At 41.5% G+C, this 17318-nt stretch carries 17 protein-coding genes, 2 tRNA genes and 1 pseudogene; 9 read left to right on the top strand and 11 right to left on the bottom strand.

Going from position 1 to position 17318, the window contains the following annotated elements; genetic code table 11:
• Window positions 1-80 precede the first annotated feature (80 nt).
• From dnaA to LNTAR_RS16395, 4 genes are all read left to right on the top strand, one after another.
• A complete protein-coding gene (gene dnaA / locus LNTAR_RS16410; protein WP_007279860.1) occupies window positions 81-1493 on the top strand; it encodes a chromosomal replication initiator protein DnaA in 1413 nt (470 codons plus the stop codon).
• A gap of 122 nt (window positions 1494-1615) precedes the next feature.
• Window positions 1616-1689, top strand: a tRNA-Ala gene (locus LNTAR_RS16405).
• Between the two features lie 23 nt (window positions 1690-1712).
• Window positions 1713-1786, top strand: a tRNA-Ala gene (locus LNTAR_RS16400).
• A 106-nt stretch (window positions 1787-1892) separates the two neighbouring features.
• Complete coding sequence (locus LNTAR_RS16395) at window positions 1893-2255, top strand: putative quinol monooxygenase (RefSeq protein ID WP_007279859.1); 363 nt, start codon at window positions 1893-1895, stop codon at window positions 2253-2255.
• On the opposite strand, the gene LNTAR_RS16390 is transcribed toward LNTAR_RS16395, so the two are convergent.
• The 3 genes from LNTAR_RS16390 to LNTAR_RS16380 are packed head-to-tail and all read right to left on the bottom strand — an operon-like array spanning window position 2256 to window position 4884.
• The gene (locus LNTAR_RS16390) at window positions 2256-3461 is read right to left on the bottom strand and encodes a cytochrome P450 (RefSeq protein ID WP_007279858.1); all 1206 of its coding nucleotides are present in this window, start codon (window positions 3459-3461) and stop codon (window positions 2256-2258) included.
• A gap of 5 nt (window positions 3462-3466) precedes the next feature.
• Window positions 3467-4078, bottom strand: a complete 612-nt coding sequence (locus LNTAR_RS16385) for a PhnA domain-containing protein (protein WP_007279857.1) — start codon at window positions 4076-4078, stop codon at window positions 3467-3469.
• A 32-nt stretch (window positions 4079-4110) separates the two neighbouring features.
• Window positions 4111-4884: a sulfite exporter TauE/SafE family protein gene (locus LNTAR_RS16380; protein WP_007279856.1), complete on the bottom strand. Its 774-nt coding sequence runs from the start codon at window positions 4882-4884 to the stop codon at window positions 4111-4113.
• Between the two features lie 315 nt (window positions 4885-5199).
• Between LNTAR_RS16380 and eno the strand changes: the two genes are divergently transcribed.
• The gene (eno, locus tag LNTAR_RS16375) at window positions 5200-6486 is read left to right on the top strand and encodes a phosphopyruvate hydratase (protein ID WP_007279855.1); all 1287 of its coding nucleotides are present in this window, start codon (window positions 5200-5202) and stop codon (window positions 6484-6486) included.
• A 60-nt stretch (window positions 6487-6546) separates the two neighbouring features.
• On the opposite strand, the gene LNTAR_RS25950 is transcribed toward eno, so the two are convergent.
• The 7 genes from LNTAR_RS25950 to LNTAR_RS27260 are packed head-to-tail and all read right to left on the bottom strand — an operon-like array spanning window position 6547 to window position 12239.
• Entirely contained in the window at window positions 6547-8661 is a 2115-nt protein-coding gene (locus LNTAR_RS25950; protein WP_007279854.1) for a protein kinase domain-containing protein, read from the bottom strand.
• Window positions 8654-10135: a sensor histidine kinase gene (locus LNTAR_RS25945; protein WP_007279853.1), complete on the bottom strand. Its 1482-nt coding sequence runs from the start codon at window positions 10133-10135 to the stop codon at window positions 8654-8656. The genes LNTAR_RS25950 and LNTAR_RS25945 overlap by 8 nt, the downstream gene beginning before the upstream one ends.
• Complete coding sequence (locus LNTAR_RS16360; protein ID WP_007279852.1) at window positions 10132-10701, bottom strand: SpoIIE family protein phosphatase; 570 nt, start codon at window positions 10699-10701, stop codon at window positions 10132-10134. The genes LNTAR_RS25945 and LNTAR_RS16360 overlap by 4 nt, the downstream gene beginning before the upstream one ends.
• On the bottom strand, window positions 10698-11093 hold the full coding sequence (locus tag LNTAR_RS16355) for an ATP-binding protein (RefSeq protein ID WP_007279851.1): 396 nt from the start codon (window positions 11091-11093) through the stop codon (window positions 10698-10700). Before LNTAR_RS16355 ends, LNTAR_RS16360 begins: the two co-directional genes overlap by 4 nt.
• On the bottom strand, window positions 11080-11439 hold the full coding sequence (locus tag LNTAR_RS16350) for an STAS domain-containing protein (RefSeq protein ID WP_007279850.1): 360 nt from the start codon (window positions 11437-11439) through the stop codon (window positions 11080-11082). The genes LNTAR_RS16355 and LNTAR_RS16350 overlap by 14 nt, the downstream gene beginning before the upstream one ends.
• Before the next feature lie 7 nt (window positions 11440-11446).
• Entirely contained in the window at window positions 11447-12073 is a 627-nt protein-coding gene (locus tag LNTAR_RS16345) for an STAS domain-containing protein (RefSeq protein ID WP_007279849.1), read from the bottom strand.
• A 22-nt stretch (window positions 12074-12095) separates the two neighbouring features.
• Window positions 12096-12239: a hypothetical protein gene (locus LNTAR_RS27260; RefSeq protein WP_007279848.1), complete on the bottom strand. Its 144-nt coding sequence runs from the start codon at window positions 12237-12239 to the stop codon at window positions 12096-12098.
• A gap of 157 nt (window positions 12240-12396) precedes the next feature.
• On the opposite strand from LNTAR_RS27260, the gene LNTAR_RS16340 reads away from it, so the two are divergent.
• The 4 genes from LNTAR_RS16340 (at window position 12397) to LNTAR_RS16325 (ending at window position 15672) form a co-directional block, all read left to right on the top strand.
• Window positions 12397-13005, top strand: a complete 609-nt coding sequence (locus tag LNTAR_RS16340; protein WP_007279847.1) for a 2'-5' RNA ligase family protein — start codon at window positions 12397-12399, stop codon at window positions 13003-13005.
• Window positions 13006-13138: 133 nt separating this feature from the next.
• Window positions 13139-14374, top strand: a complete 1236-nt coding sequence (gene argG / locus LNTAR_RS16335) for an argininosuccinate synthase (protein ID WP_007279846.1) — start codon at window positions 13139-13141, stop codon at window positions 14372-14374.
• A gap of 1 nt (window position 14375) precedes the next feature.
• Window positions 14376-15035: a phosphopantothenoylcysteine decarboxylase domain-containing protein gene (locus tag LNTAR_RS16330; protein ID WP_007279845.1), complete on the top strand. Its 660-nt coding sequence runs from the start codon at window positions 14376-14378 to the stop codon at window positions 15033-15035.
• Window positions 15036-15237: 202 nt separating this feature from the next.
• On the top strand, window positions 15238-15672 hold the full coding sequence (locus LNTAR_RS16325; protein WP_007279844.1) for a hypothetical protein: 435 nt from the start codon (window positions 15238-15240) through the stop codon (window positions 15670-15672).
• Window positions 15673-15747: 75 nt separating this feature from the next.
• Here LNTAR_RS16325 and cimA read toward each other — a convergent pair.
• Window positions 15748-17308, bottom strand: a pseudogene (cimA, locus tag LNTAR_RS28470) (citramalate synthase).
• Between the last annotated feature and the right edge of the window lie 10 nt (window positions 17309-17318).

Genomic DNA, 17318 nt, shown 5'->3' with positions numbered 1-17318 from the left:
TTCTCACGAACCTAGTGTAAAAGCCTAGCTAATGATGGCTCGACACTTAAGAACAACGAACGAGAGAGTAAGAAACACTTATGGAAACTATTGAATGCCAAGCGGTTTGGGATATTTTATACCCCGTAATCAGCGCTCGTATCAGCAGCCCCGGCTTCAATAAATTCTTCCAAGAATCATTTGCATCTATCGATGAATCAGGGACTTTCAAAATCAGTCTCAACAAAGGCTACAACGTCTTTATCGATCACATCCGTGACAACTACTTAAATTTACTTCGTGAAAGCCTAAAAGAGTGCAAACACGACCTGCCTGAACAAATCAAGGATATTTCCATTGATGCACTTGGTCAAGGCGAAGCTCTCTATACCGTTGAGGGCCAAAAAGAAGATAAAATATCTCTCAAACCCATCATTGATAAAACAAGACGCAGAAGCACCGAAACTCCAAAAGAGTTAAAGGCTCCTAACAATTTTCCTAGCTCTGATCGTTATTCATTTAAAAACTTTGTCGTTGGCGATTCTAATCGTTTAGCCTTTGCTACTTCAAAAGCTGTTTCTGAATCTCCTGGCTTTAGCTTCAACCCACTTTTTATCTATGGTAGTTCTGGACTGGGCAAGAGTCATTTGCTTCACGCAATTGCTCAAGAAACCCTCTCTCATAATCCCTACCATAGAATCGAATACTTGAGTGCCGAAGAATTCTCCAACATCTTTATTGATTCAATTAAAAATCAAGACGGCCATAACTTCAGAAAGAGATTTCGCAATGTCGACATTCTCTTGCTTGATGATGTCCAGTTCTTAAAGAACAAGACAAAAACACAAGAAGAATTTTTCCACACTTTCAATGCACTCTACTCACTCAATAAACAGATCGTTTTAACTTCCGACTGCCAGCCACATGAGCTCGACGGTCTCGAAAAACGACTTGTTTCTCGCTTTGAGCATGGACAAATTGTCGATGTCTTAAAACCTGAGTTCGAAACTCGTGTAGCGATACTTAGATTAAAGCGCGATTCGATGAATGTGCATATTCCAAATGAAGTTTTAGATTTCATTGCTTCCAATATTAAATCACACATCAGAAAACTAGAAGGCGCCCTCGTTCGCTTAGTAACTTACGCCTCAACAATGGGCTATGAAGTCAACGTTTCTCTTGCTCGTGAAGTTCTTGGTGGCCAACTTGAAAACACTTCTGACCGCAATTTAGACATCACCGTGATTTTACGTCAAGTAGCTGAATATTTTGATGTTGGCATCAAAGATATTTTAGGTAAAAAACGCACGCAATCCATTGTCACACCACGACAAGTTGCCATGTACTTAAGCCGTAACTTAACGGAAGAGTCATTCCCCACTATTGCTGATCAGTTCCGCCGTACACACGCGACTGTGCTCCACTCCTGCAATGCGGTTAACGAACAAATGGAACTCGACCAAGACTTTAAAGATAAAGTCTTTTTCCTCAAGAAACGTTTAGAAAACCTCTAAACTTCAAGGCTCTTTCTCTAAAAGAGCTTCCTTGTACATTTCTCCCCTCATTATTTTGACTTTTCAGTTTATTTACCTCTTGCAAATCAGCTATCACTCTCTAAAGTGAGCACATTCAAAAAGGGGCATTAGCTCAGTTGGCTAGAGCGCGTCGCTGGCAGTGATGAGGTCAAGGGTTCGAGTCCCTTATGCTCCACTTTTTGAATCACCCTATAAAATGGGGCATTAGCTCAGTTGGCTAGAGCGCGTCGCTGGCAGTGATGAGGTCAAGGGTTCGAGTCCCTTATGCTCCACTTTTCTTCCCTTACATGACTCCAATTCCCTATGCGAGATTGAAATTACTTTCAAGTTTAATACATTAGTTGACTTACTAAACAAAACTAATATGGAGTCATCCTCATGGCCACTACTGATAAATGCTGTTCAATCGTCCCTTACTTCAAAGTCCAAGATGGAAAAATGAATGACTTTAAAAAAGTCTGCGAAGAGTTCGTTGCTCGTACCAGCAGTGAATCTGAGTGCCTCTACTACGGCTTTGTATTTAATAAGGATATTGCCCATTGCCGCGAAGCTTACACGAATGCCCAAGGCGTTCTAGCACATATCGCAAACGTAGGGGACATTATCGAGAAAGCTCTCACACTATCGGAACTCGTTCAGTTTGAAATCCATGGCCCCAAAGAAGAGCTAGATCAACTCAAAGAACCTCTTAAAGATCTCGACATCACCTATTTCGAGCTCGAATACGGTTTTAGGAAATAATTAAGCTTTGAGTATGAGGCTTTCCATTTGTCGGAAAGCCACATTGCGCACCCATTCCACCTCTTGCTTCTCATCGGCAAAACGTAAATCAGGAAAAGCCTGCAAGAGCTTCTTTACCGATACGGCGCCCTCCATGCGAGCTAAGTAAGCCCCTGAACAAAGGTGCTTCCCGAAACCAAAGGCAAGGTGCTTATTGGGGCTTCGATCAATCCTAAACTCATCTGGCTCTTCGAAAGCTTTCACATCTCTATTGGCGGCATTCACAAAAGGCACCAATTTTTGGCCTTTTTTAATTTTTACACCACCTAAAACATAATCCTTTGTCGCAACTCTGGCTAAATTCTGTACCGGTGACTCATAGCGCAAGACTTCTTCTACGGCACTTTCTATCAAGGAATAATCGCTTGTTAATTTTTCCTTCTCGCGCGGGTGAAGCAATAAAGTATAGATCGTATTGACTATCAACTGTGTCGTTGTTTCATGACCTGCCACAAGCATGAGAGTCATAGTTGATATGATTTCTTTTTCATTTAAATCACTGACCACTAAACTCTTAGCCAATGTCCCCTCAGCTAATGCCTCTGGCTTAGATAAAATATCTTTTAAAAACGCGGTGATCTCCAAAACGGCAAGCAAACATTTTTTCGCACATTCAGGATCGGGGTTACTCGCTAGATTAAAGACTTTGCTTATATCTCCCGAAACACCTTTAAACCACTCAATCTTATCCTCTGGAACACCTATAACCCAAGCTATCAATGTAGCGGGCAATGGATAGCCAAAATCCTCTACCAAATCAAAACTTTCTTTTTTCTGCATCTCAGTAATCAGCTCATCACATATCTCTTCGATACGTCCACGCATACTTTCACTAAAGGCCGCCGTAAACGTTTTATTGAGAACCGTACGAATACGTTTATGATCATCGCCATCCAACATAATCGCCCAATAACGCATATTCTCCAGCATGGGCGACATCGCCTCCTGCTGCTCAGCACTCAAACGATTAAAAAGTAAATTAAGCTTATCCGAAGAAAACACATTCGACATACTCACTTCTTTAACTAAGTCATAGGAAGTGATGACCCAACCATCGAAAGCATCACTCCAATGCACCGGCTCATTTTCTCTCAGACGATCAAAGAAAGGGTAAGGATTATCAAAGAACCCCTCTTCCCAAGGGCTAAAACTCTGCAGTTTCATCATAACAATTAATTACTTTTCTTTAAAAAGCAGGTCTTCAACACAATCTTTGTTCCATTCACGCGACCTTCTATATGCTCGGGATTACTACATAAATGAATATTTTTAACTGCCGCTCCTCGCTTGGCAGTAAAACCTGCACCGCGAACATCAAGATCTTTTATCACATGAACTGAGTCCCCCTCAAACAAAGGGTCCTTATTACTATCAAAGTGCGTGGCTTTTTTGTTTGTGCCGTCATCTTCAGCCCATTCAATCACATCTTCTTCTAAGTAGAGCTGATCTTTTAAATCCTGTGCCCAAGCTTCCCCTTTTAAATGATTGAGCATGCGCCACACTAAAACCTGCACTGCTGGCTCTTCAGTCCAAGCCGTTTCGTTGAGACAGTGCCAATAGTTTACATTGATGCACTCAGGATTCTCGAGCTGACTTTTGCATACTTCGCAAATCATTGCGCACTTCGCAAATTCGGGATCGGCAACTGGAGGAACTTCAAAAATCTCTAAGCTGGTACTCTCTCCGCACAATTCACATTGAGATTTACAGCGACGCGCCAAATCTTTCCCAAATTGACTGACAATTGCTTTACGAGCTTCAAACTCATCTTTTCCTTTAGCCATGTGAACTATCCTTTAATAATTTTTCTTTGAATCTAAGCAAAGATTAGTTTTAAACAAGAGGCAAACACAAGTATTTGAACCATGATACGGAATTTATCTTCAGGGATAATATTCACCAAGCGCACACCTAAAAAGCTCCCCAACAAAATAGCGGGAATAAGTTTAGCATTCAGCATTAAGGTTTGTTGATTAATTGAATTGGCACCCACAATCATCAAGGGGATTTTAACATAGTTAATAATCAGAAAGAACCAGGCTTTTGTTCCTATAAAAGTCTTCTTAGGCAACTTCATCATAAGTAAATAGATAGCCATAATCGGTCCGGCAGCATTGGCTAACATACTGGTAAAACCCGCTGCCACACCAGCAATCCCAGCTGAGGTCTTCCCCTTCGGAACTTCTTTATGATTTCTTCTCCATAAGCCAAAAGCCTGTACCAACAAAACAATAATACCCATAGTGGGTTTCATGCTTGTCCGTATAAAATCGCCCATCATACTTCCTTCTTGGCGGCCGAAATAATAAATTAGCGTGGCACTTAATAAGCCCACGGCAACCCAAGGCATTAAACGCCAAATCTGCTTCCAGTCGGCATGATTTCTATAATAAAACACCGCTACCAAGTCAGCGACGCACAAAACAGGAAGCAAAATCCCAGCTGATTTTTCAGCGGGAAATACCATCGCAAAGAGTGGCACTGCAAGGATCCCGATACCAGTAATCCCTGTTTTGGCAAAGCCCACAATTAAAGCACTTATATAAAGCAAGGCCCAATCAGTGCTTGTTAAACTTTCAATAAAAGACATAAATCCCCATTTTTGATCCCCATAATGACTTCGCCTAAGATTTTTTCAATTGATACTTATTATGAGAAAATATTTATACCCCCCTAACCATAAAACATCGAGGATCAGCCTATTTTTAATAGAAGGCCTATAGCTTTTTTTTTGTAGTGCAGCGCTAATCAACAAACTTTAAAATTTTTATCGTAATATTCATAAACTTACGCAAGAAAAGCTTCTTTAAGACACGCTAAGCGGACTGATCAACACGACAATTTATAAATGAGCTCTATTATAAGGCTGATTTTAACAAAAAAACTAGATTAAGGAATAATAATTATGTCAACTATTATCGACATTATTGCTCGCGAGATCCTCGACTCACGCGGTAATCCTACAGTAGAAGTAGAAGTTATCTTAGAAGATGGAACAGTTGGCCGTGCCGCTGTACCTTCAGGTGCATCAACTGGTGAACACGAAGCTATCGAGCTTCGCGATGGCGACAAAAGCCGTTACCTCGGCAAAGGCGTTCTTAAAGCCGTAGAAAACATCGAAGACACTATTGTTGAAGAGCTCGTAGGTTACGACGTAACTGACCAAGCTGGTATCGACAAAGCAATGATCGACCTTGATGGCACACCAAACAAATCTAAGCTTGGTGCAAACGCTATCCTCGGTGTATCACTCGCTTGTGCACACGCTGCAGCTAACTTCCTCCAAATCCCACTTTACCGTTACATCGGTGGATCTAACGCCAAAGTACTCCCTGTTCCAATGATGAATATCATCAATGGTGGTTCACACTCTGACGCGCCTATCGCTTTCCAAGAGTTCATGATCCGTCCTATTGGCGCTAAAACTTTCAGCGAAGGTCTTCGCATGGGTGTTGAAGTTTTCCACAACCTCAAAAAAGTTCTTCACGATCGTAAGCTTTCTACTGCTGTTGGTGATGAAGGTGGTTTCGCACCAGCTCTCGACGGTACTGAAGATGCACTCGAATCAATCATCAAAGCTATTGAACTCGCTGGGTATAAAGCTGGTCGTAAAGAAGATGGTGCTGACGTATCAATCGGTCTTGACTGTGCTGCTTCTGAGTTCTTCGTTGATGGCCAGTACAACTACGCTAAGTTCGAAGGCGAAGGCGGAGCTATCCTCTCTTCTGAAGAACAAGCTCAATACCTCGCTGACCTCGTTGCTAAATACCCAATCGATTCTATCGAAGATGGTATGGACGAAAACGACTGGGATGGCTGGAAAGCCGTTAACAACCTTATCGGCGACAAATGTCAGCTCGTAGGTGATGACCTCTTCGTAACAAACGTTGACTACCTTGCTAAAGGTATCGAACTTGACTGCGCTAACTCAATCCTCATTAAAGTAAACCAAATCGGTACACTTACTGAGACGCTTGACGCAATCTCTATGGCTAACCGCAATGGTTGGACTGCAGTTGTTTCTCACCGTTCTGGTGAAACAGAAGACACAACTATTGCGGACATCGCAGTTGCTGTTAATGCTGGTCAAATCAAAACTGGTTCAGCTTCACGTTCTGACCGTATTGCTAAATACAACCAACTTCTTCGCATCGAGCAAGAACTTGGTGACCTAGCTGTTTACGGTGGCTAAGAGCTAGAAGCTTAAAGCCCACAAAAAAGCCACTTCATTTTGAAGTGGCTTTTTTATTGTCTATTCAGAATCAATCAACATAGTTTTGAAGTTTTCTGACATCGTCTTGCTAAACTTCTCATTCTTATCTAAATCGACATGAGACACCCACCAATCTTGCGCTTCTTGGCAACCCCATTCATTCTCAAGTTTATCTAAGCGTTGATACAAATCCAATGCTGAACTCGGACGATTAGCAGGCTCTTTGTCCATACAGGACATCAAAACATCTGCAAAGCCCTTAGGGGTATCAAACTTAGCTACTTCTTGAATATTCGGCGCCTCATCTTGAATGTGCTTTAGCATAACCGCCATAGGTGTCGGTGCATCAAAAACATGCTCCCCAGTCAAAGCCATATAAAAAGTACAAGCAAGTGAGTATATATCGGCCAAACCAGTCAGTTCTTTACCCATAGCCGTTTCGGGAGCCATAAAACTAGGCGTACCAATCGGCTGACCCTTGGTTAAGTCTATATCTTCTGCCTGAGAATTTGAAACGATACCAAAATCAAGAATTTTTAAGAAGTCGTATTCAGCGCCTAACTTCGCTATAAATAAATTATCTGGCTTAATATCCCGATGAACCATTCCTAAATCATGTGCCTCGGCCAAACTACGACAAGCTTGCTTCATGAGGTAGAGCGCACGACTTGGTTGCAGAGGTCCAAAATGCTTAATAAGCTCGCCTAAACTCAAACCATCCAAAAGCTCCATCACATAATAAAACTCTCCTAAATCAGTCACGCCGTAGTCATAGAGCGTCACGGTATGCGGAGACTGCAGATTTGCCGTGGATTTTGCTTCACGATGGAAACGTTGAGTCAAATTATCCTTACTCAGAAGTTTAGAATCCAAATTCTTTATCAATTTAATCGCTGCTGGACGAGCTAAGAGCTGATGCATTCCGCACCAAACCTCACCCATGCCTCCATCGCCGAGCATGCCATCTAGTTGATAGGCTCCAATTGTCTGTTGTCCTTCTAAGCTCTGTCGGCTAATTTCAAGGATCTGAATATCCGTTTTAAAAACTTCTCGTTCAATTAAGTTCTCTAACTCATTGAGATCTCCAGGCCAAGAATACTGCTCAAGGTTTTTGACACTCGCTTCGCTAATCCCATCAATGGTTTTACTGAGCTTAAGAGCGTATTTCTGAGCATAATAATGCGCAATATCACCTATATCTGCACTGCGTTCATGGAGGCGAGGAATTTGAACAACATTTTCACAAAGAAAATCCAAGAGGCCAGCATGCAGTTCATTTTTCCCATAGTCTCTATTGGCGTGAAAAATGACCAATCCATCTTCCTTACCATCGGTCGACCAATGTGCCTTAATATAATCAACAATTGTTTCTTGCTTATCTAAAGCCAACTTATTAAGCTGCTCAAAATAAAGACAACCACCTCGCGCTAAATCGAACTTCTCAATCAATTCATTATCACTCTTTAAAACATCTGCGTGATTTTGGTAGAGAAGTGCACAATTCACCTGTACGAAAGCGCGCTCACTAAATCTTGAAGCTTGATGTATCTCTCGTGCCACAGCTCCCTCACCACAACCTGGTTTACTGAGCAACATTAAAGGTTTTGCCATCACTCCTGAATGTTCAATCTTTTCTTGCAAAAGATTTAAAGAATCACTGGAACCGAGCAGTGGTCCACTCATTTCTCGCTTGGCTTCTTCTCCCAAATACTGAACTTTTTTAAGTTCAGCTTCGAGCAATGCATTTTTGTCTTTTAAGCTTTCACTCAAGCGCTTTAAACGAAGCTGAGTTTTCACCCTAGAAACAACCTCTTCTGCTTGGAAGGGTTTAGTAATAAAATCCACTGCACCTAGATCTAAGCCTTTAACTTTATCCTGTACTTGCCCTAAGGCCGATAAAAATATAATGGGAATATCTTTGGTCTCTTCATTCTCCTTAAGCTCTGCACAAACTTCATAACCATCTTTATCTGGCATCATAATATCCAAGAGAATCAAAGAAGGCTTTCTTTTTTCTACTGTGACTAAGGCTTGAAGCCCACCTTTTGCCACCAAAACTTTCGCATCTAAAACCGCTAGAGTTTTAAATAAAACCTGTAAATTATTCGCATTGTCATCGACAATTAAAATTAGGTCTTCACCGAGCTCACTCACTTTGCACCTCGTTGTATTTTTCGATTAATTGCTGAACTCCAGAGAAATCAAAAGCGTTCGCTTTATCCAAAATTAAATCTTTCAATTTCAATTCATCTGCTTTACCACCAAGCTCATTGGCTAAACTTTCCAATTCACTAAAATCGCCCAAGTCAGCTGCATCGGCCAAATCTTTCAGCCATTCTTCATCCAGAGTTAATTCCTGCCATATTATCTCGAGCGACTGCTCACTAGATACCGGCTCTGATGATTCTGCCGTTTCCACTTTTTCTTGAAGCTTCACTTTCACGCCATCAAAATTTGCGGGATGAGTGAACCAAAAAGTACTTCCTTTACCCTCTTCACTTTCCAAGCCAATCTCGCCACCAAAAGCTTCAACAAGTTTTACACAAATGGCGAGTCCTAAGCCCGTCCCACCTTCTTGTCGACCGCCTTCATCTTGACGAAAAGCTTCGAAAACGTGACTTTGCTTATCTTTAGGGATACCAATCCCCGTATCAATAATTGAGAATTTAATCATATCCCCAGACTTCTTTAGCTTTAATTCCACACCACCAGATGCCGTATACTTCACCGCATTTCCCACTAAATTTACAAGGATTTGACGTAACTTTGTCGGGTCTGATTTAATTGATTGAGGGATTTCTGGATCAAGTGAATGATTTAAACTCAAACCCTTTTCCAAAGCTTTGTATCGCAAAATATCTTCTGTGTCACTCACGACTTTAAGCACATCGACTTCGTCATAAACTAAATCGAGTTTTCCCGCTTCAATTTTAGATATATCCAAAATGTCATTAATCACCGTAAGCAGGTGCTCCCCGCAGTTCATAATCCCCTTGAGACTTCCCTTATATTTATCTTGAAGATCAGAAGCATTTTGAAGAACTTGCGTATAGCCAAGCACCCCATTTAGCGGAGTTCGCAATTCATGACTCATGTTTGATAAAAATTGGCTTTTTGCCACATTTGCTTTCTCGGCATCTTCCCGAGCGCGTTCAGCATCTCGTGTACGTCGAATGACTTTTTCCTCTAGCAAGGTTCCGTGATTGGCTAGTTCTTCGTTTTTTAATTCGAGCTCATGCAAGAGTTGCTCAACCGTTTTCTCGCTAAATTTATGCCGCATATTAGTAATATCTTGATTGCTAAAATTGAACTCATTCACTAAGAAATCTTTGAGAATCAGCTTTCCATCTAGTTCCGCAACTTCCGTGAAATAATCTTTTAACACTAACGGAAGCGACATATCTCGACTCAACTCCAACCGTAAAAAGGTCCCTTCAAATTGTTTTTCAATTTTGATTTCAACTTCACTATTACAGTTTAAGGAACGCAACAACTCCGACAAAAAACTCACTTTTCGTACGCAGACGACATCGTCTAATTCGAGCATTTTAAAAAAAGCATAAAACTTCTTACGCAGTGCCAAAAGACAGATCTCGGACTTTACTTTTATATGGCCTAATTCAATCATATTTTTATCCCCAGACATCCCATATCATCAGTCATTTTTCCACAATCGCGCACGAGCCGATGTACTATTGAATTTATGTTCTCATGCTCTAAAAAAAACAGCTCTTTTTTACTAAAATCACTTAAACCATCAGTGTGCATCAAAACCAAATTCTTTGGCTCCAATTGATATTCTTGTTTGAAGTAGCTCCCTTTTCTCACACCTAGCATACCGTCCTTAGACACTAAACTTTTACTTTCGTTATTTCTATAAATGTGGCACAACACATTACCGACTCCCGCGTAAGTAAAGCGATTATCAGTACTAATTTTCACGACTCCAGCCGCACAACCAATTTCACCACGGCAAATTTCGTTAACGACATCGAGATAGGACTCAACTTCCTGATCTTCTTGAAAAACGAGTCGAGATTCAATTTTCTTAGCTAAACGGCCTGCTTCATCTCCATGCCCCGTCACATCCACAAGAATGGCTAAAAGGCTTCCATTATTAAATTCTCTATACAGCCCCATATCACCACAGTGACGCTCACCTAATAAAGCCTGAACTTTTATCGCCACATTCATAAGTATCTAAACGTCCTTACTACGGTCCCCACACCAAGTTCCGACTCAATCTGAAACTCATCCATAATGCGCTTAATCCCTGGGAGACCTAAGCCCAATGTTCCCGATGTACTAAAATTCTCACTCAAAGCATCTTCAATCTTCTCTATGCCGGGTCCATTATCTTTTGAACAAATCATCACACAGTCCTTACCCTCAAACTTTGTACACTCCAATAGTATCTTCCCTCTGTTAGCATATTTAATAATATTTTGTGCTAACTCCGCAAATACTGTCAGCAACAGACTTTTGACTTGTTTATCACTCATACACTCGTCCAACCATTCGCGAGCTTCTATAATCCCCGTTGAGACTGACACGTCATTATAGATATAGCAATTAAGTGCTTGCATTCTTACCCACAAGCGCCAACGCCGCCTCTAAACTCCCCGCAAATTCCATCCCTTGAAAATCATCAACTAAATCGACAAGCGTACTTACTAAACCTGCATTTAAACCGTGATTAATGACTCCGACCCCCATGATTTGAACTTTTTTAACGAGCCCACAGCACCTTAGATAATCAGTTCTATCCATAATTCGATAAGCCGAGTAATCTAAAATTAAATACTCGACATGTTTCTTAGTCACTTCATTTAAAAGAAATTGGCTAAAGTCTAAAAACTCTTTCTCAGGCAATTCACTTGGCATTGCATAGAGTAAGTAATTCTCTATAAAATGTCCGGGTACATGATTCATAGAAAAATTAACCTTTCACAATACCAATGCCTTGACTGACAAAGGCGTGATTTAATGCATCTTTCAAATTTGAGTTAGTACGAATAGAACCCACATCAATCCCAAGCTCTACAATAGTTTGAGCAATGGCTGGAGAAATCCCAGAGAAATTACATTCACAGCCCATAAGACGTGTGGCTTTACTGATTTTTATCAAGTGGTTGGCCACGGCTGTATCAACCACTGCCACACCACTAATATCTAAGATACAAATCCTTGCTTGGGTCTGAGCTATCTTGCTCAAAATGGAATTCATTACATCTTGGCTTCGTTTGGAATCAATGATCCCAACTAATGGCAACATCAGAATGTCATCCCAAATTTCCGTCACTGGAGTCGACATTTCCATGAGCGCTTGACTCTGTTTTGAAATTGTTTTGTTAGTCATGAAGCTAAACGCTTCGACCACTATCATTGTATCCAAATGAACTAACTTGGTGAAAGCACGACAAATCGCATCTAAATCATGCTCGCATTTAGAGGATAAAATCCTTTTGATCCAAATAAATAAACTGTGGTCAACAGCTACAAAGTAAGCCGAAAGCGACAAGCCAATGCGAGCATGAGTTAAACCAACCGTCTCTCGGCTCAGCACATAATCTTCATCAATACTAGCTTTAAGAAACTCCTCCCAATAGACTTTCTGAATATTCTTCCCCAGCAGCTTGAATTAATTCAATATCTTCCGAACTTATTTGAAAGAGATCGAGCAGTTTTTCTGCTTTGTAGTTGCAGATTGTTTCATTATTTTTGTAATTCATTTTTATCCCTCAACAATTAGATTTATAAAACTATATGACCTAGCCATCAAGACAAAGAAATAATTGCTAATTTACATAAGAATAAAACTCTTTTTTAACAAAAAATCAGAATCTGAGCCAGTGGCTCTATAAACCCTAAGCCCCATAAGAAACTCAAATGAAAACTCAAGCAGCAAAACATCAGCCTTTTTTAGCTTGGCACCGCGGCAGACCCACCTACACTGTTTGGATGTACCAGTTTTCAGACAGTCCCCTAAAAACCCTCGTTAAAGAATATCAAGATCAGCTGAAAAAATTCATTAAATATCATCCAGTAGAAAACCTTCATCTTACAATTGCTCCACAAGGATTTTTAGTTGAAAATATCGAACTAAACGACGAAACGACTCTTCATCAAATAAATGAGCGCGCCAAAGAGCTCCAAAAACTCGACTTAGCCCCACCCAAAATCTACATACAAAACATAGATTCCTTTCCGCACTGTCCTTACATCCGCTGTAGCGATGCTAGCAAAACAACAAACTACTTGCAAAAACTACTCGATCCAGAAAACAAAAACTTCACGCCCCACATCACACTTGGAAACTACTTACAATCTAAAAATTTTACTGCGCTAAAACCTTTCTTTGAGTCTGCCATACCTCAAATCACTCTATACCCAAGCTCACTTGATTGCGTGGCTTATTCGACTCATCCAAAAAACAGCGTCCCTGTATGTCCTGAAGACTTTCAAACTCTTGCAAAAGTCCACTTCTCCAAAGCCTGAGAGGCTTTCTTTTCCCTCAATATTTTACGTATTTTCACATTAGAATATTTAGTGCAAATTTGGTGTTGATAATCCTTTGCTCTTCATTACATTGTGCGGATACAAAATGATATACTTTAAAGGAACAAAAATTATGTTACTCAAAGACTTAAAAGGTAAAAAAATCGGCATCTGCGTTTCAGGCGGTCTCGATTCAAAAACCGTTACAAAAAGACTCATGGAAGAAGGCCTCGACGTAGTCTGCTTCAGCGCTGACCTCGGTCAACCTGACGAGAAAGACATCAACGACATCGTTAAAAAAATGGAGCCTTGTGGCGCGCCAACTTACATCGTTGACGTTAAAGACGACATGGCAGAGATCTGCTTCGAAACAATCAAAGCTTCTGCAACATATGATGGCGGCTACTGGAACACTACTGGTATCGCTCGTGCAGTAACTGTACGCGGCATCATTCGCGAAATGCAAAAGCATGGCGTTGACGTTCTTTGCCACGGTGCAACTGGACGTGGTAACGACCAAATGCGTTTCGAACGCTACACGCGTGCCCTTGCACCTGAAATGGGCGTTTACGCTCCCTGGCGTGACCCTGAGCTCCTCGAGCAATTCCCTGGTCGTACTGAAATGGCTGACTACCTCGCTCAATTCGATATCCCTGCTGTTATTGGCATGAAGAAAAAATACTCTACTGATGCGAACCTCGCAGGTCTTTCTCACGAAGCAGAAGACCTCGAAGAACTCGAAACATCTTGCCTTATCGTTGAGCCGACTATGGGTGTTTGGCCTGCTGATGCGCCTGACAAAATTGAAGATGTCACTCTTACTTTCCAGCATGGTTACTGCACATCAATCAACGGCGAAAAATTATCACCACTCCAAGCTATGGAAAAAGCTAACGAGATCGCTGGTCGTAATGGCATTTGGATGAAGAACGCTTTAGAGAACCGTATCATCGGAACTAAATCTCGTGGCGTTTACGAAGCACCTGGCATGGAACTCCTCCACGCTGGCCTCGAAAACATCTTACAAGCCACTCTTGACCGTAATTCATTTAAGCTCTACAAGCAAATGGGGGAACTCATCTCAAACCTCGTTTATGATGGTCGCTACTACGACAAAACTGTTCAAGCTGCGCGTGCTGCTATCGACACACTCACTGAGTCTGCCGAAGGCGAAGTTAAACTTGGCCTCTATAAAGGCAACGTATTCTTCCAGAGCATGACAGATATTTACGCTTCACTCTACAACGAAGAAGATAGTTCAATGGAAGCTTCCGATGGTTTAAATCCTGCTTCTAGCCAAGGTTACGCAGATATCATTTCTGTAGAAACTGCGGCGCTCGCAAAAGCTGGTCAATTCGACGACTGCTAATATGAGCTTAGTCGGAAAAAACATCCTCGTTACTGCAGGTCCAACCTGGACTGCCGTTGATCGTGTACGAGTTCTCACTTCTGTTTTTTCCGGCGAAACTGGCTTGCGCATTGCCCGCGCCTTTAAAGAGCAAGGCTGTAAAGTCACCCTCTTTATGGGACCGGGCCGCGCTAAGTTCCAAACTTCTGACTGGACTGAAATGAATGTCCAGCAGTTTTTTTACTATGATGACCTAGACCAACTCCTCAAGACCACAGACTTGACGCAATTTGATGCTATCTTGCACTCCTCTGCAGTTTCTGACTTTAAATCAGATGATGTCTACCAAGGTAAAAAAAGTTCCAAAGACGGATTCAACATCCCCCTCATCCCTACAGAAAAGTTAGTGGACAAAATTCGCCTAGCAACGCCAGAATCTTTCTTAGTAAAATTCAAATTGCAAGTAGGCCTTCCCCGTGAAGAGCTTCACGACATTGCTTTAAACTCATTAAAAGCGTCAAGTGCTGAACTCATTGTTGCCAATAATTTAGATGAAATGGATGGTGAAGCCCACCAAACTTATATCATAGATCCTGCAGGCGAGTCAATCCCTGCCTCAACAAAAACGGATCTTTGTAGCGAGCTCATTTCACAAGTAAACTCAGGTTTAAAGAGCAAATAAGTCTCTCCTAATTCCTAAACGAAATCAGGCATTAAAGCTCAGCTCACTGATTCACTTTATCTATCCCCACAAAATGTTGAACTAGCTCTCAGATCGACTTGAAGCATCGAAGTGCAACCCTTATCATAATAAGCAAATTAGAATGAATTTCATTCCCTACTTATAAGCTAGAACGATCAAAACCTATTGGGAGGATCACAAAATGTCTAACGAAAAAATTTACGTTGGTGGTGCCAAGGAAGTTAATGGTAATTTCGGTGCTTTTCACCGCATTTCCTTTAACAAGCAAGACCTCGAAACTTTAATGAATAACCTCAACGCCAAAGGTTATGTTAACCTCAACATGAATAAGCGTCGTCAGCCAAGCCAATACGGTCAGACTCATAGTCTCACAATCGACACTTGGGAGCCGAATCAAAATCAGGGTGGCTATCAGCAAAACGCTCCACAAGCTCAGAACTTCCAACAAGCTGCACCTCAAGCCGCGCCGCAAGCTCAGAACTTTCAACAAAACACTCCACCCCCATTTCAACAAGCTCCTGCAAACGATATGGCGGATCTCAACAACACACGTCCACCAGTGAGCGATATGCCTAACTTTGACGACATTAACGATCCAGAGGATTGCCCGTTCTAAGTTAGATAACAACAGCATGCACAAAAAAAGCAGACCGTATGGCCTGCTTTTTTTATTGGCTAGAAACTATAAGTTTTAGCCTTTGAGTAATTTATATTCGATTGCATCAATCAGTGCTTTCCAAGTGGCTTCAATCAAGTTGGCTGATACACCAACCGTGCCCCAACTTTTCTTACCATCTGTCGTCTCAATTAAAACGCGCACGTTAGATGACGTGCCCTTCTCTGAGTTCAGTACACGAACTTTGTAGTCGCTAAGAAACATGGTACTCAATCCAGGGAAATGAACTTCCAAAACTTTACGCAGAGCTTTATTTAAAGCATCTACAGGACCTTCACCTTCCGCAGCTGTGTGGTAGACCGTCCCATTGACATTAACTTTCACAGTGGCTTCCACAATCACCTCTTCATCATGACCGCGTTTCTCGTCAATCACACGAAAACCTAAAAGCTCAAAAGAACGATCAAATAAACCAAGTTTACGGCGCATCAACAATTCGAAGCTCGCCTCACCTTCTTCGAAAGTAAAACCCATTTTTTCGAGTTCTTTTGTGCGCTGTACAAGTGATTTAATATTGGGATCTTTGGGATCGATTTCGATGCCAAATTTCTCGGCTTTATAAATTAAGTTAGAAAGACCACTTTGATCTGAAACTGTGACTTCCTGCTTATTACCCACTAACTCTGGACGAATATGTTCGTAAGTCTCTGGGTTTTTCAAAATTGCTGAAACGTGAACTCCACCCTTGTGAGCGAACGCGTTCTTACCCACATAAGCTTGGCTATCACTTGGCGATAGATTGGCAATCTCATAAATATGATGCGAGTGAGACGTCATTGCCTGAAGCTGTTCGTCAGTGACTAAATCTAAGCCCATTTTTAATTTGAGCGAAGGTATGATCGAGCATAAGTTTGCATTGCCACAACGCTCGCCAAAGCCATTAATTGTTCCTTGCACCTGCACCGCGCCATGTTTTACGGCCGTCAAAGAATTGGCTACCGCTAACTCACAATCATTATGAGCATGTATACCCAAAGGAGTTTTCAACTGAGGCTTAATTTTTCGATTATCTCTGCGACTTCGAAAGGCATCGTGCCACCATTTGTATCACAGAGACGAGAACTTCTGCACCGCCTGCTTCGGCAGCTTGTAGACATTTTATGGCGTATTCTGGGTTGCGTTTATACCCGTCAAAAAAGTGTTCCGCATCAAAAAAAACTTCGAGCCCAGATTTCTTAAGGAAAGCAATTGAGCTTTCGATCACATCTAAATTCTCTTCTAAACTAATCTTTAAAGCTTCGTGGACGTGTAAGTCCCAACTCTTACCAAAAATACAGGCTACGGGGGCACCTGACTGAACAATCTTATTGAGAAAAACATCATCTTCTGCAGAGTTACTTGCACGGCGTGTCGAACCAAAAGCGACCATCTTGGCATTTTTGAGTTCGACATTTTTAATTTCTTTAAAAAAGGCTTCAACTTTTGGACTCGCACCAGGCCAACCACCCTCAATGTAGCTCACGCCATTCTCATCCAAGAGTTTAGCGATCTTTATCTTGTCTTCTACAGTGAAAGAAATCCCCTTCCCCTGCTGGCCATCTCTAAGAGTGGTGTCAAATATTTTTACGTCGTGCATAATCCTGTGC

The sequence above is a fragment of the Lentisphaera araneosa HTCC2155 genome (assembly GCF_000170755.1).
In the GTDB taxonomy this organism is placed as follows: Bacteria; Verrucomicrobiota; Lentisphaeria; order Lentisphaerales; family Lentisphaeraceae; genus Lentisphaera; species Lentisphaera araneosa.
This window is presented reverse-complemented; position numbering and strand designations above follow the sequence as displayed.